Annotated in this window: 17 protein-coding genes and 1 tRNA gene; 8 read left to right on the top strand and 10 right to left on the bottom strand. The window is 73.0% G+C overall.

The genetic code is table 11. The features are described 5' to 3' along the window. Nucleotides 1-9: 9 nt before the first annotated feature. Genes Talka_RS08325 through Talka_RS08310 form a run of 4 tightly spaced genes read right to left on the bottom strand, consistent with a single transcriptional unit; the run spans nucleotide 10 to nucleotide 4,548 of the window. Nucleotides 10-933, bottom strand: a complete 924-nt coding sequence (locus tag Talka_RS08325; protein WP_143890659.1) for an ABC transporter permease — start codon at nucleotides 931-933, stop codon at nucleotides 10-12. A 7-nt stretch (nucleotides 934-940) separates the two neighbouring features. Beyond that, the gene (locus tag Talka_RS08320) at nucleotides 941-1,996 is read right to left on the bottom strand and encodes an ABC transporter permease (protein WP_143890658.1); all 1,056 of its coding nucleotides are present in this window, start codon (nucleotides 1,994-1,996) and stop codon (nucleotides 941-943) included. Further along, nucleotides 1,983-3,533 carry an ABC transporter ATP-binding protein gene (locus Talka_RS08315; protein WP_425472656.1) on the bottom strand — a complete coding sequence of 517 codons (1,551 nt, stop codon included), beginning with the start codon at nucleotides 3,531-3,533 and terminating at the stop codon, nucleotides 1,983-1,985. Before Talka_RS08315 ends, Talka_RS08320 begins: the two co-directional genes overlap by 14 nt. Further along, complete coding sequence (locus tag Talka_RS08310) at nucleotides 3,505-4,548, bottom strand: LysR family transcriptional regulator (protein ID WP_143890656.1); 1,044 nt, start codon at nucleotides 4,546-4,548, stop codon at nucleotides 3,505-3,507. Before Talka_RS08310 ends, Talka_RS08315 begins: the two co-directional genes overlap by 29 nt. Nucleotides 4,549-4,620: 72 nt before the next feature. On the opposite strand from Talka_RS08310, the gene xdhA reads away from it, so the two are divergent. Further along, the gene (gene xdhA / locus Talka_RS08305) at nucleotides 4,621-6,204 is read left to right on the top strand and encodes a xanthine dehydrogenase small subunit (protein ID WP_143890655.1); all 1,584 of its coding nucleotides are present in this window, start codon (nucleotides 4,621-4,623) and stop codon (nucleotides 6,202-6,204) included. Further along, on the top strand, nucleotides 6,201-8,588 hold the full coding sequence (gene xdhB / locus Talka_RS08300; RefSeq protein ID WP_143890654.1) for a xanthine dehydrogenase molybdopterin binding subunit: 2,388 nt from the start codon (nucleotides 6,201-6,203) through the stop codon (nucleotides 8,586-8,588). The genes xdhA and xdhB overlap by 4 nt, the downstream gene beginning before the upstream one ends. A gap of 8 nt (nucleotides 8,589-8,596) precedes the next feature. Here xdhB and Talka_RS08295 read toward each other — a convergent pair whose 3' ends face one another. Both Talka_RS08295 and dinG read right to left on the bottom strand, forming a co-directional pair. Continuing rightward, nucleotides 8,597-9,706, bottom strand: coding sequence for a PA0069 family radical SAM protein (locus Talka_RS08295; protein ID WP_143890653.1), 1,110 nt, complete (start codon nucleotides 9,704-9,706; stop codon nucleotides 8,597-8,599). After that, nucleotides 9,703-11,868, bottom strand: a complete 2,166-nt coding sequence (dinG, locus tag Talka_RS08290) for an ATP-dependent DNA helicase DinG (protein WP_143890652.1) — start codon at nucleotides 11,866-11,868, stop codon at nucleotides 9,703-9,705. The genes Talka_RS08295 and dinG overlap by 4 nt, the downstream gene beginning before the upstream one ends. Nucleotides 11,869-12,025: 157 nt before the next feature. Here dinG and Talka_RS08285 point away from each other — a divergent pair, with 157 nt between their 5' ends. Continuing rightward, nucleotides 12,026-14,971, top strand: a complete 2,946-nt coding sequence (locus Talka_RS08285) for a putative bifunctional diguanylate cyclase/phosphodiesterase (protein ID WP_185970103.1) — start codon at nucleotides 12,026-12,028, stop codon at nucleotides 14,969-14,971. On the opposite strand, the gene Talka_RS08280 is transcribed toward Talka_RS08285, so the two are convergent. Continuing rightward, nucleotides 14,878-15,639, bottom strand: a complete 762-nt coding sequence (locus tag Talka_RS08280; RefSeq protein WP_425472657.1) for an N-acyl amino acid synthase FeeM domain-containing protein — start codon at nucleotides 15,637-15,639, stop codon at nucleotides 14,878-14,880. The genes Talka_RS08285 and Talka_RS08280 overlap by 94 nt on opposite strands. Before the next feature lie 304 nt (nucleotides 15,640-15,943). Between Talka_RS08280 and Talka_RS08275 the strand changes: the two genes are divergently transcribed. Then, nucleotides 15,944-16,031, top strand: a tRNA-Ser gene (locus tag Talka_RS08275). 102 nt (nucleotides 16,032-16,133) lie between these two features. On the opposite strand, the gene Talka_RS08270 is transcribed toward Talka_RS08275, so the two are convergent. From Talka_RS08270 to uraH, 3 genes are read right to left on the bottom strand one after another with little or no spacing between them, the layout of a single operon-like run. Next, nucleotides 16,134-17,360, bottom strand: coding sequence for a urate hydroxylase PuuD (locus Talka_RS08270; protein ID WP_143890649.1), 1,227 nt, complete (start codon nucleotides 17,358-17,360; stop codon nucleotides 16,134-16,136). A 48-nt stretch (nucleotides 17,361-17,408) separates the two neighbouring features. Further along, nucleotides 17,409-18,290, bottom strand: a complete 882-nt coding sequence (gene xdhC, locus Talka_RS08265; protein ID WP_143890648.1) for a xanthine dehydrogenase accessory protein XdhC — start codon at nucleotides 18,288-18,290, stop codon at nucleotides 17,409-17,411. 15 nt (nucleotides 18,291-18,305) lie between these two features. Further along, a complete protein-coding gene (gene uraH, locus Talka_RS08260) occupies nucleotides 18,306-18,659 on the bottom strand; it encodes a hydroxyisourate hydrolase (protein WP_143890647.1) in 354 nt (117 codons plus the stop codon). A gap of 60 nt (nucleotides 18,660-18,719) precedes the next feature. Here uraH and Talka_RS08255 point away from each other — a divergent pair, with 60 nt between their 5' ends. From Talka_RS08255 to Talka_RS08240, 4 genes are read left to right on the top strand one after another with little or no spacing between them, the layout of a single operon-like run. Beyond that, complete coding sequence (locus Talka_RS08255) at nucleotides 18,720-19,406, top strand: GntR family transcriptional regulator (RefSeq protein ID WP_425472655.1); 687 nt, start codon at nucleotides 18,720-18,722, stop codon at nucleotides 19,404-19,406. Then, a complete protein-coding gene (puuE, locus tag Talka_RS08250; RefSeq protein ID WP_143890645.1) occupies nucleotides 19,403-20,350 on the top strand; it encodes an allantoinase PuuE in 948 nt (315 codons plus the stop codon). Before Talka_RS08255 ends, puuE begins: the two co-directional genes overlap by 4 nt. Then, nucleotides 20,347-22,131, top strand: coding sequence for a 2-oxo-4-hydroxy-4-carboxy-5-ureidoimidazoline decarboxylase (gene uraD, locus Talka_RS08245; RefSeq protein ID WP_143890644.1), 1,785 nt, complete (start codon nucleotides 20,347-20,349; stop codon nucleotides 22,129-22,131). Before puuE ends, uraD begins: the two co-directional genes overlap by 4 nt. Further along, nucleotides 22,128-23,390, top strand: a complete 1,263-nt coding sequence (locus tag Talka_RS08240; RefSeq protein WP_143890643.1) for a M20/M25/M40 family metallo-hydrolase — start codon at nucleotides 22,128-22,130, stop codon at nucleotides 23,388-23,390. The genes uraD and Talka_RS08240 overlap by 4 nt, the downstream gene beginning before the upstream one ends. Nucleotides 23,391-23,434 lie beyond the last annotated feature (44 nt).

The raw sequence follows: 23,434 nt of genomic DNA, 5'->3' as shown, positions 1-23,434 counted from the left end.
GGTCGCTGTTCACATGCCTCCCGGATGAAACGGCCGCCCAAGCGACTGCGGCATATGCAACCGAATCCACTGCGGGCTGCGCGAGATCAGCACCAGCACGACGATGGTGGCTCCATACGGCATCATCGTCAGGAACTGGCTGGGGATTTGCACGCCCACGCCCTGCAAGTGAAACTGCAGCATCGTGACGCCGCCGAACAGGTAAGCCCCTAGCAAGACGCGTGCCGGCCGCCAGGTGGCAAACGTCGTCAGCGCCAGCGCGATCCAACCCTTGCCGGCGATCATGCCCTCCACCCACAGCGGCGTGTAAACGGTGGAGACATAAGCCCCGGCCAGCCCGCACAGCGCGCCGCCCAGCACCACCGCCAGCAGCCGGATGCGCCGCACCGGGTAGCCCAGCGCGTGCGCCGACTCGGGGCTTTCGCCGATGGCGCGCAGCACCAACCCGGTGCGCGTGCGGTCGTAAAGCCACACCAACCCCAGCGCCAATGCCACGGTCGCATAGACGAGCGCATGGTGGCGAAACAGCGCCGGCCCGACGAACGGCAGGTCGCCGAGCCACGGCACGTGCGGCGCCGGCAGCTCCGGCAGCTTGAACTGGGTGTAGGGCTGGCCGGCGAACGCCGACAGCCCCGCGCCGAACAGGCTCAGCGCCAGCCCGGTGGCGTACTGGTTGGTGTTGAGGTAGATGACCAGCCAGCCGAACAGCAGCGACAGCAGCGCCGCCACCGCCATGCCGGCCAGAAAGCCCAGCGGGTGCACGCCCAGATGCACCACCGTTGCAAAACCGGCCAACGCCCCGCACAGCATCAGCCCCTCGGCGCCGAGGTTGACGACGCCGACCTTTTCGTTGATCAGCAAGCCCAGCGCGGCGATGGCCAGCACCGTGCCGGCGTTGAGCGTGGCCGCGATCAGCAGCGCAAGCGTCTCCATCGCCTGGTTAGCCCTTTCCCCAGCGGATGCGATACTGGATCAGCGTGTCGCAGGCCAGCAGCGCAAACAGCAGCAGGCCCTGGAACACGCCGGTGATCGACTTCGGCAGCCCCAGCCGCGACTGCGCCAGCTCGCCGCCGAGGTAGAACATGCTCATCAGCAGCGCCGCGCCGACGATGCCGGCCGGATGCAGCCGGCCAACAAAAGCCACGATGATGGCCGCAAAGCCATAGCCGACCGGCACGTGCGGCGTGAGCTGGCCGACCGGGCCGGCCACCTCCAGCGCCCCGGCCAGCCCGGCCAGCGCCCCGGTGACGCCCATCGCCAGCCACAGCGCCGCGCGCGACGAGAAGCCCGCGTAGCGCGCCGCCAGCGGCGCCAAGCCCCCCACCTGCTGCGCGAAGCCCGCGCGGGTGCGGAACAGGAACACCCAGGTGGCCAGCGCCGCCAGCAGCGCCAGGATCAGCCCGAGGTTGACGCGCAGGTGCGGCGCCAGCCGCGGCACCTGCGCGCCGGCGTCGAAGCGCTGCGTCTGCGGGAAGTTGAAGCCGAGCGGATCCTTCCACGGGCCATAGACCAGGTAGTTCAGCACCTGCACCGCCACATAGACCAGCATCAGGCTGACCAGGATCTCGTTGGCGTGGAAGCGGTCGCGCAGCAGGGCGGTGAGCGCCGACCACGCCAGCCCCCCGAGCGCGCCGGCCAGCAGCACCAGCGGCCAGGCGGGCCAGCCGGCGCCGTGCAGCGCCAGCGCCACGCCGGTGGCGCACACCGCCCCGATCACGAACTGGCCCTCGGCGCCGATGTTCCAGACGTTGGAGCGAAAGCCGATCGCCAGCCCCAGCGCGATCAGCAGCAGCGGCGTGGCCTTCAGCAGCAGCTCGCTCCAGCCGCGCACGCTGCGAATCGGCTCCCAGAAGAATACGCGCAGACCCGCCAGCGGATCCTTGTCCAGCGCGACGAACAGCGCCACGCCAAGCGCCACCGTCAGCACGAGGGCCAGCAGCGGCGAGGCCCAGCGCCACAGCGCCGACGGCTGCGGGCGTCGCTCAAGCCGCAGCATCGGCCACCTCCCGCCCCGCGGCCAGCGGCGAACCCGGCCACTGCCCCGCCATCCACGCGCCGATGCGCTCGACGCTGGCCTCCTGCACCGGCACGCCGGGCGACAGATGCCCCTTGGCGATCACGTGCAGCCGGTCGCACAGCTCGAACAGCTCGTCCAGCTCCTCGCTGACCACCAGCACCGCGCAGCCGGCCTCGCGCAGCGCCAGCAGCGCGGCGCGGATCTGCGCCGCGGCGCCGACGTCCACGCCCCAGGTCGGCTGCGCGACGATCAGCACGCGCGGCCGCGCCTCGATCTCGCGCCCGACGATGAACTTCTGCAGGTTGCCGCCGGAGAGCGACTGCGCCGCCGCATCCGGCCCGGCGGCCTTGACGCCGTAGCGCTCGATGATGCCGGCGGCCTGCGTGCGCAGCGCCGCCAGCCGCAGCCAGCCGCCGCGGCCGACGGTCTCGGTACGCGTCAGCAGCAGGTTGTGCGCCAGCCCCAGCGCCGGCACCGCGCCGCGGCCGAGCCGCTCCTCCGGCACGAAGTGCAGGCCGAGCCGGCGGCGCTGCGCCGGGTTGGCGCGCGCCAGATCCTGCCCGTCCAGCTGCAGCGTCCCTGGCGGGGCGCCCGGCTCCTCGCCAGAGAGCGCGGCCAGCAGCTCGCGCTGGCCGTTGCCGGAAACGCCGGCGATGCCGACGATCTCGCCGGCGCGCAGCTCCAGCCGCACGTCGTGCAGGTCGGTGCCGAAGGCGTAGGGGCTGGCCAGCGTCAGGCCCGCCACGCGCAGCACCACCTCGCCGGGCGCGCGGCGCTGCGCCGGCAGCGGCGGCGGCTCGCGTCCGATCATCAGGCGCGACAGCTCCGCGTCGCTGGCCTGGCGCGGATCGACCTCCCCGGTGACGCGCCCGCCGCGCATCACGGTGCAGGCGTCGCACAGCGCGCGGATCTCGTGCAGCTTGTGGCTGATGTAGAGGATGCTGCAGCCCTCGGCGGCCAGCTGGCGCAGCACGCCGAAGAGGCGCTGCACCGCCTGCGGCGTCAGCACCGAGGTCGGCTCATCCAGGATCAGCAGGCGCGGCTGCCCCAGCAGCGCGCGCACGATCTCGACGCGCTGGCGCTCGCCGACCGACAGGCTGTGCACCGGGCGCTCGGGGTCGAGCTCCAGACCGTAGGCCGCCGCCTTGTCGCGGATCGCCGCCACCACCTCGGCGCGCGAGGCCAGCCCCGGCAGCCCCAGCCAGACGTTGTCGGCCACGGTCAGCGTCTCGAACAGGCTGAAGTGCTGGAACACCATGCCGATGCCAAGCTCGCGCGCCTGCTGCGGGCTGCGCACGCGCACCTCGCGGCCGTCGATGCGCATCGTGCCCTCGTCGGGCTGCACGACGCCGTAGATGATCTTCATCAGCGTGGACTTGCCGGCGCCGTTTTCGCCCAGCACGGCGTGGATGCTGCCGGGCCACACGGTTAGCGACACGCGGTCGTTGGCCACCACGCCGGGGTAGCGCTTGGTGACGTCACACAGCTCAAGTCGAGGAATCGGGGGGCTCATCATGCGATCCTGGCTGGCCCACGCGGCGGGAACGTGCGGGCCCGGCCTGTGGCCCATGCGCCGATGGTAACGTTGCCGATGCGCCGTTGGATGCAACCAGCCCCGCGGCGACGTCGCGGATCCGCTGGCGCAGCCACTGCGCCGCCGGCGCGTGGTGGGTACGGTCATGCCAAAGCTGGTAATACTGCAAGCGTGGAAAGTCCAGCGGCGGCGGCAGGATGGCCAGCGGCAAATGGGTCAAGAAAGCCGCGCAATATTGCCGTCCAGTGGTCAACACGAGCAACGTGTCGGCCACCATCGCCGGGATCAACCCGAAGTGCGGGCAGCGCACGACGATGTTGCGGCGCAGCCCGCGGCGCGCCAGGTGCTCGTCGATCACGCCCAAGGCGCCGGGCACCGGCGGTGTCGGCGCCACATGCTCGGCCTCGAGCCACTCCTGCAGCGTCCAGCCGCGTCGCAGCGCCGGGTGATGCCGCGCCACCAGGCACACCACCTCGTCGCCGAACAGCCGCCCCTGGTGCAGCTCGCCCGGCACCTCGGGCCAGTTGCCGATCACCACGTCCACCTCGCCGGTGGCCAGGCGCTGGCGGTAGTCTGGCGCGCCGCCCAGCGGCTGCAGCTCCAGGCGGCAGTGAGGGGCCTCCGCCTTGACGCACGCCACCAGCCGCGGCAAGAAGCGCGGCTCAAGGTAGTCGCTGGCGGCCACCGTGAAGGTGTGCGCGCTGCGCGCCGGGTCGAACGCGCGCGCCGCCGCCAGCATCGTGTCGGCCTGGCGCAGGATTTCCGCCGCCGGGGCCAGCATGCGCTGCGCCACCGCGGTCGGCGCCAACCCCGCGCCGCTGCGCACCAGCAGCGCGTCGCCGGTCAGCCGCCGCAGCCGGCGCAAGGCGGCACTGACCGCCGGCTGGTGCATGCCCAGCCGCACGGCGGCGCGCGTGACGCTGCGTTCCATCAGCACCGTGTGCAACACCCGAATCAGATGGAGGTCAATACTGTCCCAAGGCGCGCCGCGTGACATACGGATTCCGTTATGAGCGTCATCATCGCCATCGTAGGCTATCGCTGCCTCGCCCGGCTAGTCTAGGGCGTCATGGAGACACCCGCATCGCCTCCGACTGCCGCGCCGCCGCTGATCCTGGTGCACCGCGGCCGCGTGCGCGCCGTGCCGGGCGTCGCGCCCGACGAGACGTTGCTGGCGGTGCTGCGCCAGCGGCTGGGCCTGACCGGCGTCAAGGAAGGCTGCGCCGCCGGCGACTGCGGCGCCTGCACCGTGGCGGTGGCCGACGAGGCCCCGGACGGCACGCTGCGCTGGCGCGCGCTCAACAGCTGCATCCGCTTGGCGCGCAGCGTGCACGGCTGCGCGGTGTGGACGGCGCAGGATCTCACCGCCGACCCGCTGCTGCCCGGCGACGGCGCGCTGCACCCCGTGCAGCAGGCGCTGGTGACCCATCACGGCTCGCAGTGCGGCTTCTGCACCCCGGGCATCGTCATGAGCCTGTTCGTGCTCGACCAGCAGCGCCCCGACGGCGCGCCCGTCACGCGCGAGCAGGCGCTGCGCGCGCTGTCGGGCAACCTGTGCCGCTGCACCGGTTACCGCCCGATTCTGGAGGCGGCGCAGGCGCTCTCGGCGCAGCCGCCCGCGCGGGCCGACGCGGCGCGGCTGCGCGCGCTGCTGCGGCAGGCCGCCGCGATAGCCGGGGACGACGCTGCAGAACACGGCGAGGAGGCCCCCGCCTACCTCGCCCCGCGCACGCTGGCGGCGCTGCTGCGGGCGCGGCGGCGCTGGCCGCAGGCGGTGCTGGTGGCCGGCGGCACCGACGCCGTGCTGCAGCTGACGCAGCAGCGCCGGCGCTGGGCGCAGGTGCTGGACGTGTCGCGCTGCGCGGAGCTGGCGCGCGTGCTGACGGTGGCCGACGAGACCGGCGCAGGCCGGCTGCTGCGCATCGGCGCCGCCGCCACGCTGCACGAGGCGTTCGCGGCGCTGCAGGCGCACTGGCCGGCGCTGGCCCCCTACTGGGAGCGCTTCGCCGGCCAGCCGATCCGCCACGGCGGCACGCTGGGCGGCAACGTGGCCAACGGCTCGCCGATCGGCGACTCGATGCCAGTGCTGATCGCGCTGCAGGCGCGCGTGGCGCTGGCCGCCGAAGGGCGCGCGCCGCGGCGGCTGGCGCTGGAGGACTTCTACCTCGGCTACCGGCGCACCGCGCTGGCGCCCGATGAAGTGCTGGCGTGGATCGAGGCGCCGCTGCCGGCTCCCGGCGAGCCGCCGCCGCGGGTGGCGGCGCACAAGCTGTCCAAGCGCTTCGAGGACGACATTTCGGCGGTGAGCCTGGCGATCGCCTGGCGGCTGGACGAAGCCGGGCGCGTGGCGCACGTGCGCATCGGCGCCGGCGGCGTGGCCGCGGTGCCGGCGCGGGCGCGCGCGGCAGAAGCCGCCCTGCTCGGCCAGCCGTGGGGCGAGGCAGCGGTGCGCGCGGCGATGGCGGCGCTGCAGCGCGAGTTCGAGCCGCTTAGCGACGGCCGCGCCAGCGCCGCCTACCGGCGCGCGATGCTGGCCAGCCTGCTGTGGCGCACCTGGCTGGCGCACGGCGGCCAGCCGGACGGGCCGTCGATCCGGCTGGACGAGCCGCATGCGGCCGAGCGCCTGCTCGCCGCCACGGAGGTGCGGCCATGAACGCGCCGCTGGCAGCCCTGCCCCGCAAGGCGCTGGCCGAGAGCGCCTGCGGCGCCTCGCCGGTGCACGAAAGCGCCGTCGCGCACGTCACCGGCCAAGCGCGCTACGTCGATGACATCCCGGCGCCCGCCGGCACGCTGCATGCCGCGCCGGTGCTGTCGCCGCTGGCGCATGGCCGGCTGCTCGGCCTCGACGCCAGCGAGGCGCTGGTGCTGCCGGGCGTGCGCGCCGTCGTCACCGCCGCCGACATCCCCGGCGACCGGTGGCTGGCCTCGTTCGCGCACGACGAGCCGATCCTGGCGCTGGACGAGGTGTTTTACGCCGGGCAGGTGGTGGCGCTGGTGGTAGCCGAGGATGAGCGCACCGCGCGCGCCGCCGCCGCCTGCGTGCGGCTGGCGCTGGAGCCGCTGCCGGCGGTGCTGGACGTGGAGCAGGCGCACGCCCAAGGCCACTACGTGCTGCCGCCGGTGCACCTGTGCCGCGGCGACGCGGCGGCGGCGCTCGCGCAGGCGCCGCACCGGCTGCGCGGGCGTTTTCGCGCCGGCGGGCAGGAGCACTACTACCTCGAGACGCAGGTCGCGCTGGCGATCCCGCACGAACAGGACGAATGGACGATCCTGTCCAGCACCCAGCACCCGGGCGAGGTGCAGCACTGGGTCGCGCACGCGCTGGCGCTGGCCAGCCACCGCGTGCGCGTGCAGTGCCGGCGCATGGGCGGCGGCTTCGGCGGCAAGGAAACGCAAGCCGGCCACGTGGCGGTGTGGGCGGCGCTGGCGGCGCGCAGGGTGGGCGCGCCGGTCAAGCTGCGCCTGGGTCGCGACGACGACATGCGCATCACCGGCAAGCGCCACCCGTTCAGCTACAGCTACGACGTCGGCTTCGACGCCGAGGGCCGGCTGCTGGCGCTGGACCTGACGATGCTGGTGGACTGCGGCTTCAGCGCCGACCTCTCCGGCCCGGTGGCCGACCGCGCCATCTTCCATGCCGACAACGCCTACTTCATCCCGCACGTGGCGCTGCACAGCTACCGCTGCCGCACGCACCGCCAGAGCTTCACGGCGTTTCGCGGCTTCGGCGGGCCGCAGGGCATGCTGGCGATCGAGACCATCCTCGGCGACGTGGCGCGCCACCTGGGGCTGGATCCGCTGGAGGTGCGGCGGCGCAACCTCTACGACGAGCGCCCTTGCCCGGCGTGGACCGCGCCGCTGCCCCCCGGCGCGCACCCGCTGCCGGCGCGGCGCGACACCACGCCGTACCAGATGCGCGTGGAGGACAACGTCCTGCCGGCGCTGCTGCCGGCGTTGGCGCAACGTTGCCGCTGGCACGAGCGGCGCGCGGCGGTGGCGGCGTTCAATGCCGCCAGCCCCGTCATCCAGCGCGGGCTGGCCATCACGCCGGTCAAGTTCGGCATCAGCTTTACGGCGACGCAGTTCAACCAGGCCGGCGCGCTGGTGCACATCTACACCGACGGCAGCGTGCTGGTGCACCACGGCGGCACCGAGATGGGCCAGGGCCTGCACACCAAGGTGCTGCAGATCGTCGCCGACGAGCTGGGCGTGCCGCTTGAGCGCGTGCGCATCGCCGCAAGCGACACCGCCGCCATCCCCAACGCCAGCGCCACCGCCGCCTCCAGCGGCACCGACCTCAACGGCCGCGCCGCCCAGCGCGCCGCCGCCAAGGTACGCGAGCAGCTGGCCGCTTTCGTCGCCGGGCTGGACGGCTGTGGCGCCGGCGAGGTGCGCTTCGCCGGCGGCTGGGTGAGCTCGCCGGCGCGGCGCCGCGCCTTCGACGAGGTGGTGCGCGAGGCCTACGCCCACCGCATCCCGCTGTGGGCCGAGGGCTTCTACCGCACCCCGAAGATCCACTACGACAAGGCCACGCTCACGGGGCGGCCGTTCTACTATTTCGCCTACGGCGCGGCCTGCACCGAGGTCGCCATCGACACGCTGACCGGCGAGCTGCGCGTGCTGGCGATGGACATCCTGCATGACGTGGGCCGCAGCCTCAACCCGGCGCTGGACATCGGCCAGATCGAGGGCGGCTTCGTGCAGGGGATGGGGTGGCTGACCACCGAGGAGCTGGTGTGGGACGAGCAGGGCCGGCTGTGGACCACGGGGGCCAGCACCTACAAGATCCCCACCGCCGGCGACCTGCCCTTGCGCTTCCGCGTGGAGCTGTGGCCGCAGCCGAACCGCGAGGACAACGTGTTCGGCAGCAAGGCGGTCGGCGAGCCGCCGTTCATGCTGGCGCTCAGCGTCTGGGAGGCGGTGCGCGACGCGGTGGCCAGCGCGCGCCGCCGCGCCGGGCTGCCGGCCGACGGGCCGCTGCCGCTGGATGCGCCGGCCACGCCGGAGCGCATCTGGCGCGCCTGCCACGCGGCCTGAGCCATCCGTCAGTCGAACAGCGACAGCTGGCGCGGATCGACCGGCCGCGCCGCAGCCGCAGGTGGCGTGGCAATGGCAGGCGAGCGGAACAGGTCCGACCGCAGCGCCGGCCCCTGCGTGGCCAGTCCCAGCCGGCGGCACGCCTGCGCAAAGCGCTGGCGCCACAGCTCGGCCCAGACGCCGCGGCCCGTCATGCGCGCGCCGAATTCGGCGTCGTAATCGCGCCCGCCATGCAGGTCGCGCACGCGCGCCAGCACGCGCGCCGCGCGCTCGGGGTAGTGCCGGCGCAGCCAGTCCGCAAACACCGTGCGCACCTCCCACGGCAGCCGCAGCACGGTGTAGAACGCGCAGCGCGCGCCGGCCTCGGCGGCGGCGGCCAGCACCGCCTCCAAGTCGTCGTTGAGAAACGGGATCTGCGGCGCGACGCTCACCCCCACCGGCACGCCGGCGTCGGCCAGCATCCGGATCGTGCGCAGCCGCCGCCAGGGCGCTGCGGCGCGCGGCTCCAGCCGCCGCGCCAGCTCGGCCTGCAGCGTCGTCACCGTCACGTAGACGGCGCACAACCCCTGCGCGGCCATCGGCGCGATCAGATCCAGGTCGCGCTCCACCCCGCTGCCCTTGGTCACCAGCACCCAGGGGTGGCGCGTCTCGGCCAGCACCTGCAGCAGCGCGCGCGTCAGGCGCAGCTCGCGCTCCAGCGGCTGGTAGGCGTCGGTGACGGTGCCGATGGCTACCGGCGCGGCGCGGTAGCCGGGGCGGGCCAGCTCGGCGCGCAGGCGCGCCTCCAGCCCGCGGCGCGCCACGATCACGGTCTCGAAATCCAGCCCCGGCGAGAGATCCAGGTAGGCGTGCGTGGGCCGCGCGTAGCAGTAGGCGCAGCCGTGCTCACAGCCGCGGTAGGGGTTGAGCGAGCGGTCGAAGCCGATGTCGGGCGAGTCGTTGTAGGTCAGCGCGCTCCTGGCTTCTTCCCAGCGCAGCTCGGTGCGCGCAGGCGGCGGCGCGTCCGGCTCGCGTTCCCAGCCGTCGTCGAACGGCTCGCGCGCCTCGTGCTGGAAGCGGTGCGCCAGGCGCAGCCCGCTGCCGCGGCCTTTCAGTGCGCCGGGGGGTGGCCGCCTCATGCCGCCTCCAAGGGCGCGGCCTGCGCCGCTGGCACCCGCCGAAACGGCGGCAACCCCGCCAGCATCATGCGCCCGTAGCCGGTGGCCGTCAAACGCGGGTCGTAGCAGACGATGCGCGCGCGGTCGTCCTCGCTGCGCAGGGCGCGGCCGACCCACTGCTGCAGCCGCAGCGCGGTGGCCGGCACCACCAGCTCGAGGAACGGGTCGCGGCCGCTGGCGCGCAGCCACTCGGCGCGCGCCTCGCCCACCGGGTCGTCCGGCGGCGCAAACGGCAGCTTGGTGATGAAGAGGTCGGCGCACAGCGCGCCGGGCAGATCCAGCCCCTCGCCGAACGACTGCAGGCCGAACAGGATCGACGGCTGTCCCGCGCCGACGCGCTCGCGGTGGCGCTGCAGCAGCTGCGCGCGCGGCAGCTCGCCCTGCACCAGCACGCGCTCGCGCAGCTCCGGCGGCAGCGCCTGGGCCACCTGACGCAGATGCGCGCGCGAGGTGAACAGCACCAGTGCCCCCTGCCGCACGCCGGGCAGGTCGCGCAGCAGCGCCTGCTGCACCGCCTGCTGGTAGGCCGGCAGGTCGCGCGGGTCGGCCGTCACGCCGGCCAGCACCAGCTCGCCCTGGCGCGCGTGGTCGAAGGGGCTTTCCACCACGCGCGTCGTCACGTCCGGGTCGTCCGCCAGGCCCACCTCGCGCAGGAAGAAGTCGAAGCGCCCGCCGGCGCCGGTCAGCGTCGCCGAGGTCAGCACCGCGCCGCGCACCTGCGGCCACAGGCGCGCGCGCAGCAGCGCGCCGGGCTGGATCGGGCTGGCGTGCGCCACCACGCGCACGCTGCCGTCGCCGCCCGCGGCCGGGGGGGTGAGCGTCAGCCACTTGGCCAGCGGGGGCTGGCCCGGCTGCGGCTCGTGCGCCAGCCCGCGCACCGTGTCACTCGTGGCCTCCAGCCGCGGCGCCAGCGTGCCGAGCTGCGCATAAAGCTGCGCCAGCCGGCGCGCCTCCTCAGGCTGCTTGCGCATCGCGCCGCGCAGCGCCGCACCCAGCGCGCGCAGCGCCGCCAGCAGCGCGTCCGCGGCCTCGGCAGCCTGCCGCAGCGGCTCGGCCCAGCCGGGCGGCACGCGGCCCAGCGGCCAGCGCACGCGCAGCGGCTCCCCCCTATGCCGCAGCGCGCCGCCCCAGGTCTGCACGGCCAAGCGGGCCAGCTCCTGCAGCGCCGCGCGCAGGCGCGCCGCGGCGTCGGGCACGTCGGCCACGGCGTCGCACTCCACCTCCAGCGCGGTGCGCAGCATGCGGCTGGCCAGCTGGTCGATCCACGCCAGCCGCGTCAGCCCGGCGCGGCTGGCCCACTGCGCCAGCGCGGTGGCCGGCAGATGGTGCGCCTCGTCCAACACCAGCAGGCACTGATCCAGCTCCGGCAGCTGGCGCGTGCCGAGCGTGGCCAGCAGCAGGTCGTGGTTGACGACCAGCACCTGCGCGCCGACCAGCTCCTTGCGCCGCTCGAAGTACACGCACTCCCCGTACAGCGGGCAGTGGCGCGCCGAGCAGGAGGCGGCATCGGCCGCCACCGCGGCCCACCAGGCCGGCTCGGGCGGCTGCGGCAGGCTGTCGAGCTCCCCGTCCCAGCGCCCGTGGGCCAGGTCGGCCGCGCGCGCGTGCAGCCACGCGAGCCGCTGCGCCTCGCGCTCGGCGCTCAAGGGAGCCAGCAGGTCGTCGTCGGCCTCGCCGTCGCCGGCTTCCTCGGGATCGGCCAGCCAGCGCTCCAGCTTTAGGCGGCAGACGTAGCGCCCGCGCCCCTTGGCCAGCGCATAGCGAAACGGCGTGGGCAGCTGCGCCGCCAGCGCCGGCAGATCCTGCCGCACCAGCTGTTCCTGCAGCGCCACGGTGGCGGTGGACACCACCACGCGCGTGCCGCGCTGCAGCGCCACCGCGATCGCCGGCACGAGGTAGGCCAGCGACTTGCCGACGCCGGTGCCGGCCTCGACCACCGCCAGCCGCCGCGGCGGCGTTGGACCGTCCTCTTCAGCGCCGCCCACGCTGGCCTGCGCCAACGTCTCGGCCACGCAGGCGGCCATCGCGCGCTGGCCGGGCCGCACTTTGAGCCCTTGCCCCCTTGCGATCAGCCCGTCGAACTCGGCCAGCGCCTCTTGCGCCAGCGCCTGCGCTTCATCCATGGGCTCATAGTGTGTCACAGCCCGACGATTCAGACGCATAATCGCAGCTCGTCAACCCATCGAAATCAAGCATGGTCAGGGAGCCCACGTCGAGTTCGTTTCGCTTTGCTTCATGACCGTTGCCCAACCTCCTGCTGCCAGACGCTGCGCGGCGTGGATGGCGTCCGTCGAGCGCGGGCTGCAGGTCTTGACCGCTTACGGCGTGCCGACGCTGCTGCTTGCGCTGACGCTGTGGGCGTGGTGGGCTTGGCCGACCGAATTCGGCAGCAGCGAGGCAGCCTTGCAGCGCGTGCCGGTGCGGGCCATGTTCACCGAGCCGGGCCGCAGCGTGGACAGCGTGCTGCCGGGTCTGCGCCAGCGCAACCCGGTGGAGGCGCTGGACACCCAACTGTCGGAGCAGCCGCTGTGGCTGTGGCTGGAAGTGCCGGCGGCGCTGCGCGAGCGCGGCGGCGTGCTGGACTTTCCCTCGCGCCACGCCACCGCCTTGCAGTGCTGGGATGCGCAAACGCTGCAGCCGCTGGGCGCCATCGACCGCACGAGCGCCGCGGCATCAGGTCGCGGGGCGCTGCGCCCCTCTCGCGCGGGGTTTGCCTTGCAGGTCGATCCTTGGCCTGCCGATGTGGTCTGCCAGGCGCGCTTCAGCGGCCCCGCACGGCTCGTGGTGCAGGCGGGCTCTGCGGATGCCATTGAGGCGCTGCAACGGCGCTTCGACCGCCACGCCGGCTGGCTCGACGGCGGCCTGCTGATGCTGGCCTTGTTCACGCTGGTGGCCGGCCTCATCAACCGCGACCGCAACGACCTGATCTTTGCCGCCTGGCTGATCATCAACCAGCGCATGGCGGCGCTGTCGGCAGGTTGGGACTATCAGTGGCTCGGTTTCCTTTGGCCTCCCGAGAGCTTGCCGCTGGTGCGCAAACTGACCCTGGCGTTGTATGGCACGGCCACGGTGGTGCTGTTTCGCTCGCTGTTCGCCGCCGATCTGGAACGCACCGCCACGCTGCGACCGGTGCGCTGGGTGTTGGCGGCGTGCGTGCCGGTGTTGCTGGCGGCGCTGGCGCTGCCGTATCGCTTTTTCTTGCCGGTGATCTGGATTGCCTCGGCTGCCGGGGCGCTGGCGCTGGGGTACGCGCTGGGGGTCATTCTGCTGCGCACACGCTCGCGCGTGGCCATGTGGTACGCCGCAGCGATGGGGGTGGCGCTGCTGTCCAACGTCTATGAGGTGGTGGCCGCAGCGCTGGGCCTCAAGGCCCTGCTGGGCGCGATCAACAGCGTCACCGCGGCGCTGGCCTCCAGCTTGCTGGCTTCGCTGGCGCTGGCTGAACAGTTTCGTCTTGAGCACGAGCAGCGCCTGGCGCTGCAAGCCGAGCTGCAGCACACCTACGACTTTTTGCCCATCGGGCTGTTCACCCTTGACTTGCAAGGTCGGCTGCTGAGCGCCAACCCGGCGCTGCAACACATGCTGCAGCGCCCGCTGGAGCCCGAGCGCCACACCTGGAACGAGCTGTTTCCGCAAGCCGACTGGCAGGCCCTGGCCCACGAAGAGCCGGGCCGCACGATCGAGTTTGAGACACGGCTGAGCACCGCCGACGCAGGCTCGCGGCGCTTCCTCGTCCGCGCGGCCCGTGCGGGCGACAAAATCGAAGGCACGCTGCAAGACATTACCGACAAAGTGCAGGCGCATGAGCACCTGCAGTTTCTCGCCGACCACGACCCGCTGACGCGCGTGCTGAACCGGCGCGGCATCGAAGCTTGCCTCAGCCGTGGGCTGCAACGGCTGCGGCGCGGCAAGCCGCTGGCGGTGGCGTATCTGGATTTGGATCGCTTCAAGCTCATCAACGATCTGTATGGCCACCCCGCCGGCGACGCGGTGTTGCAACAGGTCTGCGAGCGCATCCAAGAGCCGCTTGCCTCGACCATGTATGTCGGCCGCGTCGGCGGGGATGAATTCTTGCTCGTCATGCTCGACACCCCTTTGCACCGTGCCGAGACCGTCTGCCGCGACGTGCTGCAAGCGCTGACGCGCGCGCCCTACGCGGTGGGCGAACGGGCGTTTCAGGTGCGCGGCTCCATCGGTTTGGTCGAGGTCGCTGCGGGAGCCAACGCCAAAGATGTGGTCGCCGCCGCCGACCGCGCCTGCCGCCAGGCCAAGCGCGCGCCCTCGAGCGGCTTGGTGGTGTATGAGCACGGTGCACGCGCCTTCCAAGAGCACGAAGCCGAAATGCGGCTGGTGGAACGCCTGGCCGCCGGTCGCGACATCGACGGGCTGTTTTTGGAAATGCAGCCCATCGTGGCGCTGCGGCGTCCGCAGCAGTCGCTCAACTTCGAGGTGCTGCTGCGCATGCGCGACGAAAACGGCCAACGCGTGCCGATTGACCGCCTGCTGCGCGCCGCGGAGCATGCGGGCTGCATGGGCACCATCGACCGCTGGGTGTTGCGCACCACCTTGCAGTGGCTCAGCCAGCAGCGTGAGCAGCTGCCTTGCGTGCAGTTTGTTTGCTTGAACCTCAGCGGCGCCTCGCTCAACGATGAGCGCTTCATGCACGACGCCTACGCGCTGCTGCAACAGCACGCCGACGCCGCCGCGCGCCTGTGCTTGGAGATCACCGAAAGCGTGGCGCTGCACGACACCGGCAACACGCGCCGCTTCATCGATCGCGTGCGCCAGCTGGGCGCGCGCGTGGCGCTGGACGACTTTGGCGCGGGCTACACCTCGTTTTCCTATTTGAAAGACCTGCCGGCTGACATGCTCAAGATCGACGGCAGCTTCATCGTCAACATGAACCGCCATCCGGCCAACGTGGCCATCGTCGAAGCCATCGTCACGCTGGCCCAAAACCTCGGCATGAAAACCATCGCCGAGTGGGCCGAAGATCGCGAAACGGTGGAAACGCTGGCCGAAATCGGCGTCGATTACGTGCAAGGCTGGGCCCTGTCGCGCCCGGTGGCGCCGGAGCAGATTTTGCGCTCGCGCAGCGGCGCCGACTTCATTGCCGACGCCCAACTGCACGCCTACCTCAACACCCAGCCGCCCGACGACGAGTTCGACCGCGTCGATTGGGTGCTGGGCCGCCCCTCTTCAGGCCCCACCTCAAGGTCGGGGTGATCGGTGCGAAACCAAAAGTCGTAGAGCGGGTGCCCCGCGCCGTCCTGCCGCGCGCGCGCCAGATCGCACACCATCACGCGGTGCGGCAGCCCAAACACATGGGCCAGCGGCACATAGCCGCGAGCCGGATCGACATCGCGAAACAGCAGCCGCGCGTATTGACGATCCAGCGGCGGGCGCGCCGTCACCAACACATAGCGTATTCCATACGCCTCGCACCACCGGTAAGCGGCCTTCAGCAACACCGTCTTGACCAGGCGGCTCTCCGGGTGGCTGGCCACGGCCAGCCGTGTCACCTCCGCACAGGGGGATTGCGCCATTTCGGGCGGCAGCGTGTAGGACTGCTCCAGCAACAGGGGGCGCGGCCGGTTGGTCTGCAGCCGCAACGTGCCCAACAGCTCCCCGTCCACTTTCGACTCGGCCATCAGCACCGCCACGCCAGGCTCGCGATCCAGCGCCTCGGCTTGCGCCAGCGGCTGCACCAAAGGGGCCGGCAAGTGCCGGGCATAGGCCGCCCAGCGCAGCGCGGCCACGCGTTGCAAGTCCGCTTCCCCAGCGGCCACGCGCACGCGGAATGGCAGCCACTCGCGCCGGCGCCCTCGCTCGTGGCGCTGCGCATCGGGCTCCTCATCGCGATGGGCAGGAATCGCATACCAGCCGCCAACCACGGGGCGCAACGGCGTTGCCCTAGCACCGACGTTGGACGATAGGAAGATAGGCTCGGCGGACGAAACGCTGGGCATCGGTCACCTCCTCGACTTAGGGTTGCCCCGCCACTGTAGGCAGCCAACCGCCGAACTTCAGCCGGCCCCGCGCCGATCTTGGCGTCAGGCTTTGACCGACCCTCGCGTCATCCTGCGCAGCCTCACAGGGCAGCGACAACGCCGACACGCACCGCCCCAGCCCGCCGCGTCCGGAAAGTCTGGCCAGAGCGCGGGCCACTACAATTCGCGACTGTGCAGCCTTTTTGAAGGAAGTGTGGCCGAGTGGTTGAAGGCACCGGTCTTGAAAACCGGCAACCCGCAAGGGTTCGGGGGTTCGAATCCCTCCACTTCCGCCAGCGGCGCACCCAGTGGCGACACCGCTCACCTCGGCCCCCCGCCGGAAGACACCTTCCATTTGTTGGGGGCGACCTTCGGCAGCCCCTCCTCTTCCTCGGGGGCTAGTCCACCGGCGCCCCGGCGCGGAACCACGCTGCCACGGCGGCGCGTTCGGCCTCGGTCATGCCGGTGGCGTTGTTCAGCGGCATCTGGCGCGTGACGGCCACCTGCTGGTAAATCGCGGAGGCGTGGGCGCGCAGCGCCTCGGCGCTGTCGAGGCGCACGCCCTTCATCGCTCCCTCGCCGGCGTGGCAGGCGAGGCAATGCCGCTGCACCAGCGCCTGGATCGTGGCGCCGGAGGTTGTCGCGTCCCCGCCGGCGGGGGACGGGGCGGCGGCCTCGGTGGCCGGGCGCGGCGCCAGTGCGACGATCACGCCGCCGATGATCGCCGCGCCGGCCAAGGCCCACGGCAGCGGGTTCGGCGCGCGCCCCAGCTTGTAGCCGTGCCGCTGCACGAAATATTGCCGGATCAGCGCGCCGCCCAGCATCATCGCGAACAGCACGGCGGCGTTGTGCTCGGCGCCGGTCAGCGCCGGCCAGTGGTTGCTGAGCATCGCGAACAGCACCGGCAGCGTGAAATAGGTGTTGTGCACGCTGCGCTGCTTGCCGCGCTGGCCGTGGATCGCCAGCGCCGCGCGGTCGACCGGCTGGCCGCTGGTCAGCGCCGCCACCACCTTGCGCTGGCCCGGGATGATCCAGAACAGCACGTTGGCGCTCATCGCGGTGGCCAGCATCGCGCCGACCAGCAGGAAGGCCGCCCGCCCGGGGTAAAGCGTGGTGGCCAGCCAGCACGCGCCCGCCACCACCGCCAGCATCACCGCGGCGATCAGCCGGTCGGCGCGCGGGCCGACACCCGCCAGGCGGCAGGTGAGGTCATAAACCAGCCAGAACGCCACCAGCAGGCCGACCGCGACCGCGCCGGCCAGCGCCGGGCTCCAGTCCATCCGCGCCGGATCGACCAGATAGACCTCGGCGTGCCAGAGGTAGCTGACCGCCAGCAGCGCAAAGCCGCTCAGCCAGGTGGTGTAGCTTTCCCAGTAGAACCAGTGCAGCTTGGAGTCGATGCGCGGCGGCGCGACGAGGTATTTCTGCGGGTGGTAGAAGCCGCCGCCGTGCACCGCCCACATGGCGCCATCGACGCCGCGCTCGATGAGCACCGGGTCGGTCGGCTTGAGCAGGTTGTTGTCGAGAAAGACGAAGTAGAACGACGAGCCGATCCAGGCGATGGCGGCCACCACGTGCAGCCAGCGCAGCAGCACCCCGGCCCAGTCGATCAGGTAGGCTTCCATGACTTGCCACTCCAGGGCGGCCCACCACCGCGGGCGCTGTGGGCCGCCTCAAGTGCCGCCACCTCCGCTCCCGTTCGGGGCGGGCGCCGCTGCGACATTCCAGTGCAAAGTGTATGCAATCTGCAGCAGCTGCGCCGCCACCGAGGCCGCGATCACCGCCGGCTGCTTGCCGGGGATGCCCGGCAGGCCGATCGGGCAGGTGACAGCGGTGAGCTCCCCCTCTGTCCAGCCGCGCGCGCGCAGCCGCTGCGCGAACGACGCCCACTTGCTGCGGCTGCCGATCAGGCCGATGAACGGCAAATCGTGCCGGGCACGGCGGCGCTGCAGGCAGGCTTCGACGATGGCGAAATCGAGGTCGTGGCGGTGCGTCATCACCAGCACCGCGCTGCCCGGCGGCAGCGTCGGCACCGCATCCGCGGGCGGATCGAGCGGCTGCGGCTCGAGGCCCGCCACCGGACCGGCAGGCCACCCGTCCTGCGGCTCGCGCGCGTCGATCCAGCGCAGCGCAAACGGCAGCGGGGCGAGCGCCGCCACCAGCGCGCGCCCGACGTGGCCGGCGCCGAACAGCGCCACCGGCAGGGCCGGCGCCACCAGCTGCGCGCGCCGCGCCTCGGCGTCGGCGGGCGCCTCCAGCCGCTCGAACGTGAGCCACACCACGCCGCCGCAGCATTGCCCGAGCGTCGGCCCGAGCGCCACGCGCCGCTCCTCCGGCTCGGGGCGCGGCTGCCGCAGCCGCGCGCGCGCGTCCGCCAGCGCCTGCCACTCCAGATGGCCGCCGCCGATGGTGCCGACCTGCCCCGCCGCGCCGACGGCCATCCAGGCCCCCGGCTCGCGCGGGGCGGAGCCGGCCACGCGCCGCACGCGCACCAGCTCCACCGGGCCGGCGCGCAGCAGCGCCTGCAGCGCCTGGAAGTCGGCCTCGCTGCCCATCGCGCCGGCGGCCGCTCAGGAACCGCGGTAGGTGGCGTAGCTCCAGGGACTCACCAGCAACGGCACGTGGTAGTGTGCGCCGGGGTCGGCCACGCCGAAGTCGATGGCCACGCGGTCGAGGAACGGCGGCTGCGGCAGCGCCACGCCGCGCGCACGGAAGTAGGCTGCGACCTCGAACTCCAGCCGGTAGCGCCCGGCCTGCAGCTCGGCGCCGTCCAGCAGCGGGCCGTCCGGATTGCGCCCGTCGTCGTTGAGCGTGACGCTGCGCAGCGTCTGCAGCGTCGTGCCGTTCCAGCGCTGCAGCGTCACGCGCAGGCCGGCGGCCGGGCAGCCGTGGGCGGTGTCGAGCACGTGGGTGGTCAGTCCCATCGCAACACTCCAGATCGTTTGCGCACTCGAGTGTATACAGTCCGGAGCCGGCGCGCTATCATGCGCGGCATGACCGTGACGACCACCGCCACCATCGTCGAGGCGCTGACGCGCGCGATCGTCGAGCAGCGGCTGCAGCCCGGCGCCAAGCTGGCCGAGCAGCGGCTGGCGGCGCACTTCGGCGTCTCGCGCACGCTGGTGCGGCAGGCGCTGCACCAGCTGGCGCAGCGCCGCCTGGTGCGGCTGGAGCCGGCGCGCGGCGCCTTCGTCGCCACTCCGTCGGCGCGCGAGGCGCGCGAGGTGTTCGCGGTGCGGCGCACGCTGGAAGGGGCGCTGGTACGCGAGCTGGCCGGCACGCTCTCGCCCAGCCAGCTGCGCGCGCTGCGTCAGCACGTGCGGCGCGAGGCGGCGGCGCTGGCCGGGCGCGACGTGCCGGTGCGCACCCAGCTGCTGGGCGACTTCCACGTGCTGCTGGCGCGCTGCAGCGGCAACCAGGTGCTGGCCGAGCTGCTGGACGACCTGCTGGCGCGCTGCTCGCTGGTGGCGCTGATGTACCAGAGCGAGCGCGCCGCCGCGCATTCGCACGACGAGCACGAGGCGATCGTCGAGGCGCTGGCCGCGCGCGACGCCGAGCGCGCCGCCGCGCTGCTGGACGACCACCTGCGCCACGTGGAGGAAGGGCTGGCGCTGGACCGCCCCGCCCCTTCGCCGGACGTGACCGTGGCGCTGCAGGAGCTGCACGCATGACGCCGATCTACGACACCACCGCCGCCTACCCGCGCGACCTGCGCGGCTACGGACGCAACCCGCCCGATCCGCAGTGGCCCGGCGGTGCGCGCGTGGCGGTGCAGTTCGTGCTGAACCACGAGGAAGGCGGCGAAAACTGCGTGCTGCATGGCGACGCCGGCTCCGAGACGTTCCTGTCGGAGCTGTTCAACCCGGCCAGCTACCCGGCGCGCCACCTCAGCATGGAAAGCATCTACGAATACGGCGCGCGCGTGGGCGTCTGGCGCATCCTGCGCGAGTTCGAGCGGCGCGCGCTGCCGCTGACGGTGTTCGGCGTCGGCATGGCGCTCAAGCGCACGCCGGAGCTCACCGCCGCCTTCGTCGAGCTGGGGCACGAGATCGCCGCGCACGGCTGGCGCTGGATCCATTACCAGCCGATCGACGAGGCCACCGAGCGCGCCCACCTGCGGCAGTGCGTCGAGGCGATCCGCGAGCTGACCGGCCAGCCTCCCGCCGGCTGGTACACCGGGCGCGACAGCCCCAACACGCGCCGGCTGGTGGTCGATCACGGCGGCTTCGAGTACGACAGCGACTACTACGGCGACGACCTGCCGCTGTGGATGAAGGTGCGCCGCAGCGACGGCACCGACGTCATGCACCTGGTGGTGCCCTACACCCTGGACTGCAACGACATGCGCTTTGCGCTGCCGCAGGGCTACTCGCACGCCGACCCGTTCTTTCAGTACATGCGCGACACCTTCGACGCGCTCTACGCCGAAGGCGCCGAGACGCCGCGCATGATGAGCATCGGCATGCACAGCCGGCTGCTCGGACGGCCCGGGCGCATCGTGGCGCTGCAGCGCTTCCTCGACCACCTGGAGCGGCACGACCGCGTCTGGATCTGCCGCCGCATCGACATCGCCCGCCACTGGAAGCGGGTGCACCCCGCCCCGCCGCTGCCATGACCTCCCCGACGCTGGACGAGCTCAACCGCGCGCCGATGCCGCAGGCGCTGGCCATGCTGGAGGGCATCTACGAGCACTCCCCGTGGGTGGCCGAGCGCGCGCTGGCGCAGCGCCCGTTTGCGACGCTGGCGGCGCTGCACCAGGCGATGGTGGCCGCCGTGCGGCAGGCCAGCGCCGAGGAACAGCTGGCGCTGATCCGCGCCCATCCGGAGCTGGCCGGCAAGGCCATGATCGCCGGCACGCTCACCGCCGCCTCCACCGACGAACAGAGCCGCGCGGGCCTGACGCACTGCACGCCGCAGGAATTCGAGCGCCTGCACGTGCTCAACGCCGCCTACCGGGCGCGCTTCGGCCACCCGTTCATCCTGGCGGTGCGCGGCCCGCACGGGCGCGGCCTGACGCGGCACGAGATCATCGCGGCGCTCGAGCGCCGGCTCGAGCAGCCCGCCGACGAGGAGCGCGCCGAGTGCCTGCGCCAGATCCACCGCATCGCCGAGCTGCGCCTGAGCGACCGCTTCGGTGAGCCGCCGGCGCTGGGTCAGCGCGTCTGGGATGCCCTGGCCGAGCTTGCCCTCCACAGCGAGCCGCCGTGGGCCGAGGCCGGCCAACTCACCGTCACCTACCTGACCCCGGCGCACCAGGCGTGCGCGCGCACGCTGCTGGCGTGGATGCGGGAGGCCGGCTTCGACGAGGCGGGCCTGGATGCCGTCGGCAACGTGGTCGGCGTCTTCCATGGCCAGCATGCGGATGCGCCGCGGCTGCTGCTCGGCTCGCACTACGACACGGTGCGCAACGCCGGGCGCTACGACGGGCGGCTCGGCATCGTGCTGGCGCTGGAGGTGGTGCGCGAGCTGCATCGCCAGGGCCGGCGGCTGCCGTTCGCGCTGGAGCTGGTCGGTTTCGCCGAAGAAGAGGGGCAGCGCTTTCCAGTCACGTTCCTGGGCTCCAGCGCGCTGGTCGGCGCGTTCGATCCGGCGTGGCTACAGGCGCGCGACGCGCACGGGGTGACGCTGCGCGAGGCGATGCTGGCCGCCGGGCTGCCCGGCACGATGGAGGCGATCGCCGCGCTGCGCCGCGACCCGGCGCGCTACCTGGGCTACCTGGAGGTGCACGTCGAGCAGGGGCCGGTGCTGGCGCGGCGCGAGGCGCCGCTGGGCGTCGTCACCTCCATCAACGCCAGCGTGCGCGCCCGCGGCGCCTTCGACGGCCTGGCCTGCCACGCCGGCACCACGCCGATGGAGGCGCGGCGCGACGCGCTGCTGGGCCTGGCGGAGCTGGCGCTGGCGGTGGAGCGGCTGGCGCGCGCGCAGCCACCGGCGGTCGGCACCGTCGGCATGGCCGAGGTGCCCGGCGGCTCGATCAACGTGGTGCCGGGCCGCTGCACCTTCACGCTCGACCTGCGCGCCCCCAGCGACGGGCAGCGCGACGCGCTGCTCGAGCAGGTGTGCGCCGAGGCCGAGACGATCGCGCAGCGCCGCGGCCTGCGCCTGACGCTGGAGGAGACGCTGCGCGCCAGCGCCGCGCCGTGCGACGCCGGCCTGCGCGCGCGCTGGGCGCGGGCGGTGGCGGCGCTGGGCCTGCCGGTGGTGGAGCTGCCCAGCGGCGCCGGCCACGACGCCATGATGCTGCACCGCAGCATGCCGCAGGCGATGCTGTTCGTGCGCGGCGAACACCTCGGCATCAGCCACCACCCGCTGGAGTCGAGTACCGCGCACGACATCGACCTGGCGGCGCAGGCGCTGCGGCGGCTGCTGCACGACTGGGCCGAGGAGCTCGCATGACCGCCCACGACGCGCCCCACCCCGACCACGCCCGGCTCGACGCCTGGATCGCCGCGCACTTCGACGAGCAGGTGCGCTTCCTGCAGGCGCTGATCCGCATCCCCACCGACACCCCGCCCGGCGACAACGCCCCGCACGCACAGGCCACCACCGAGTGGCTGCAGCGCTGGGGCTGGACGGTGGAGCGCCACCCGGTGCCGGCGGACGAAGTGCGCGCCGCCGGGCTGACCTCGATCACCAACCTGATCGTGCGCCGCCGCTTCGGCCCCGGCCCGACGATCGCGCTCAACGCCCACGGCGACGTGGTGCCGCCCGGCGAGGGCTGGACGCGCGACCCCTACGGCGGCGAGGTCGCCGACGGGCGCATCTGGGGCCGCGCCGCCGCCGTCAGCAAGAGCGACTTCGCCACCTACGCGTTCGCGCTGCGCGCGCTGGAGGCGCTGGGCACACCGCTGCGCGGCACGGTGGAGCTGCACTTCACCTACGACGAGGAGTTCGGCGGCGAGCTCGGCCCCGGCTGGCTGCTGCGCCAGGGCCTGACCCGCCCGGACCTGCTGATCGCGGCGGGCTTTTCGCACCAGGTGGTGGTGGCGCACAACGGCTGCCTGCAGCTGGAGGTGACGGTGCACGGCACGATGGGCCACGCCGCCATCCCCGACAGCGCCACCGACGCGCTGCAGGCCGCCACGCACATCCTGCAGGCGCTCTACGCGCTCAACCGCGACTACCTGCAGGTGCGCTCGGCCATCCCCGGCATCACCCACCCCTACCTCAACGTCGGCTGGATCGAGGGCGGCACCAACACCAACGTCGTGCCGGGCCGCGTCACGCTGCGGCTGGACCGGCGCATGATCCCGGAGGAGGACCCGGCCGAGGTGGAGGCGCGGCTGCGCGCCGTCATCGCCGAGGCCGCCGCGAGCTGGACGCCGCCGCGCGGCGGGCGCGACGTGCGCGTGGAAGTGCGCCGCCTTCTGCTGGCGCACGCGCTCAAGCCGCTGCCGGGCCAGCAGCCGCTGGTGGCGGCGCTGCAGCGCCACGCGCGCGCCGTCTTCGACGAGGACATCCCCGCCGTCGGCACGCCGCTCTACACCGACGTGCGGCTCTACGCCGAGCGCGGCATCCCCGGCGTCATCTACGGCGCCGGCCCGCACACCGTGCTGGAATCCAACGCCAAGCGCGCCGACGAAAACCTGCGCCTGTCGGACCTGCACGGCGCCACGCGGGTGGTGGCGCGCACGCTGCGCGACCTGCTGGCCTGATGCCCGCGCTGGTGCGCGCGCGCACCACTGCGGGGCACCGGGTT

Source organism: Tepidimonas alkaliphilus (assembly GCF_007556595.1).
In the GTDB taxonomy this organism is placed as follows: domain Bacteria; phylum Pseudomonadota; class Gammaproteobacteria; order Burkholderiales; family Burkholderiaceae_C; genus Tepidimonas; species Tepidimonas alkaliphila.
Note: the sequence above shows the minus strand (reverse complement) of the source record. Positions and strands in the feature narration are given on the sequence as shown.

What these genes read in the sequence shown, in the direction of transcription:
- uraH (WP_143890647.1), bottom strand. Translation starts at nt 18,659, where the DNA reads ATGGGACTGACCACCCACGTGCTCGACACCGCCCACGGCTGCCCGGCC.
- Talka_RS08325 (WP_143890659.1), bottom strand. Translation starts at nt 933, where the DNA reads ATGGAGACGCTTGCGCTGCTGATCGCGGCCACGCTCAACGCCGGCACG.
- Talka_RS08240 (WP_143890643.1), top strand. Translation starts at nt 22,128, where the DNA reads ATGACCGCCCACGACGCGCCCCACCCCGACCACGCCCGGCTCGACGCC.
- Talka_RS08320 (WP_143890658.1), bottom strand. Translation starts at nt 1,996, where the DNA reads ATGCTGCGGCTTGAGCGACGCCCGCAGCCGTCGGCGCTGTGGCGCTGG.
- xdhA (WP_143890655.1), top strand. Translation starts at nt 4,621, where the DNA reads ATGGAGACACCCGCATCGCCTCCGACTGCCGCGCCGCCGCTGATCCTG.
- puuE (WP_143890645.1), top strand. Translation starts at nt 19,403, where the DNA reads ATGACGCCGATCTACGACACCACCGCCGCCTACCCGCGCGACCTGCGC.
- dinG (WP_143890652.1), bottom strand. Translation starts at nt 11,868, where the DNA reads ATGGATGAAGCGCAGGCGCTGGCGCAAGAGGCGCTGGCCGAGTTCGAC.
- uraD (WP_143890644.1), top strand. Translation starts at nt 20,347, where the DNA reads ATGACCTCCCCGACGCTGGACGAGCTCAACCGCGCGCCGATGCCGCAG.
- Talka_RS08270 (WP_143890649.1), bottom strand. Translation starts at nt 17,360, where the DNA reads ATGGAAGCCTACCTGATCGACTGGGCCGGGGTGCTGCTGCGCTGGCTG.
- Talka_RS08295 (WP_143890653.1), bottom strand. Translation starts at nt 9,706, where the DNA reads ATGAGGCGGCCACCCCCCGGCGCACTGAAAGGCCGCGGCAGCGGGCTG.
- xdhC (WP_143890648.1), bottom strand. Translation starts at nt 18,290, where the DNA reads ATGGGCAGCGAGGCCGACTTCCAGGCGCTGCAGGCGCTGCTGCGCGCC.
- xdhB (WP_143890654.1), top strand. Translation starts at nt 6,201, where the DNA reads ATGAACGCGCCGCTGGCAGCCCTGCCCCGCAAGGCGCTGGCCGAGAGC.
- Talka_RS08285 (WP_185970103.1), top strand. Translation starts at nt 12,026, where the DNA reads ATGGCGTCCGTCGAGCGCGGGCTGCAGGTCTTGACCGCTTACGGCGTG.
- Talka_RS08255 (WP_425472655.1), top strand. Translation starts at nt 18,720, where the DNA reads ATGCGCGGCATGACCGTGACGACCACCGCCACCATCGTCGAGGCGCTG.
- Talka_RS08310 (WP_143890656.1), bottom strand. Translation starts at nt 4,548, where the DNA reads ATGTCACGCGGCGCGCCTTGGGACAGTATTGACCTCCATCTGATTCGG.
- Talka_RS08315 (WP_425472656.1), bottom strand. Translation starts at nt 3,533, where the DNA reads ATGATGAGCCCCCCGATTCCTCGACTTGAGCTGTGTGACGTCACCAAG.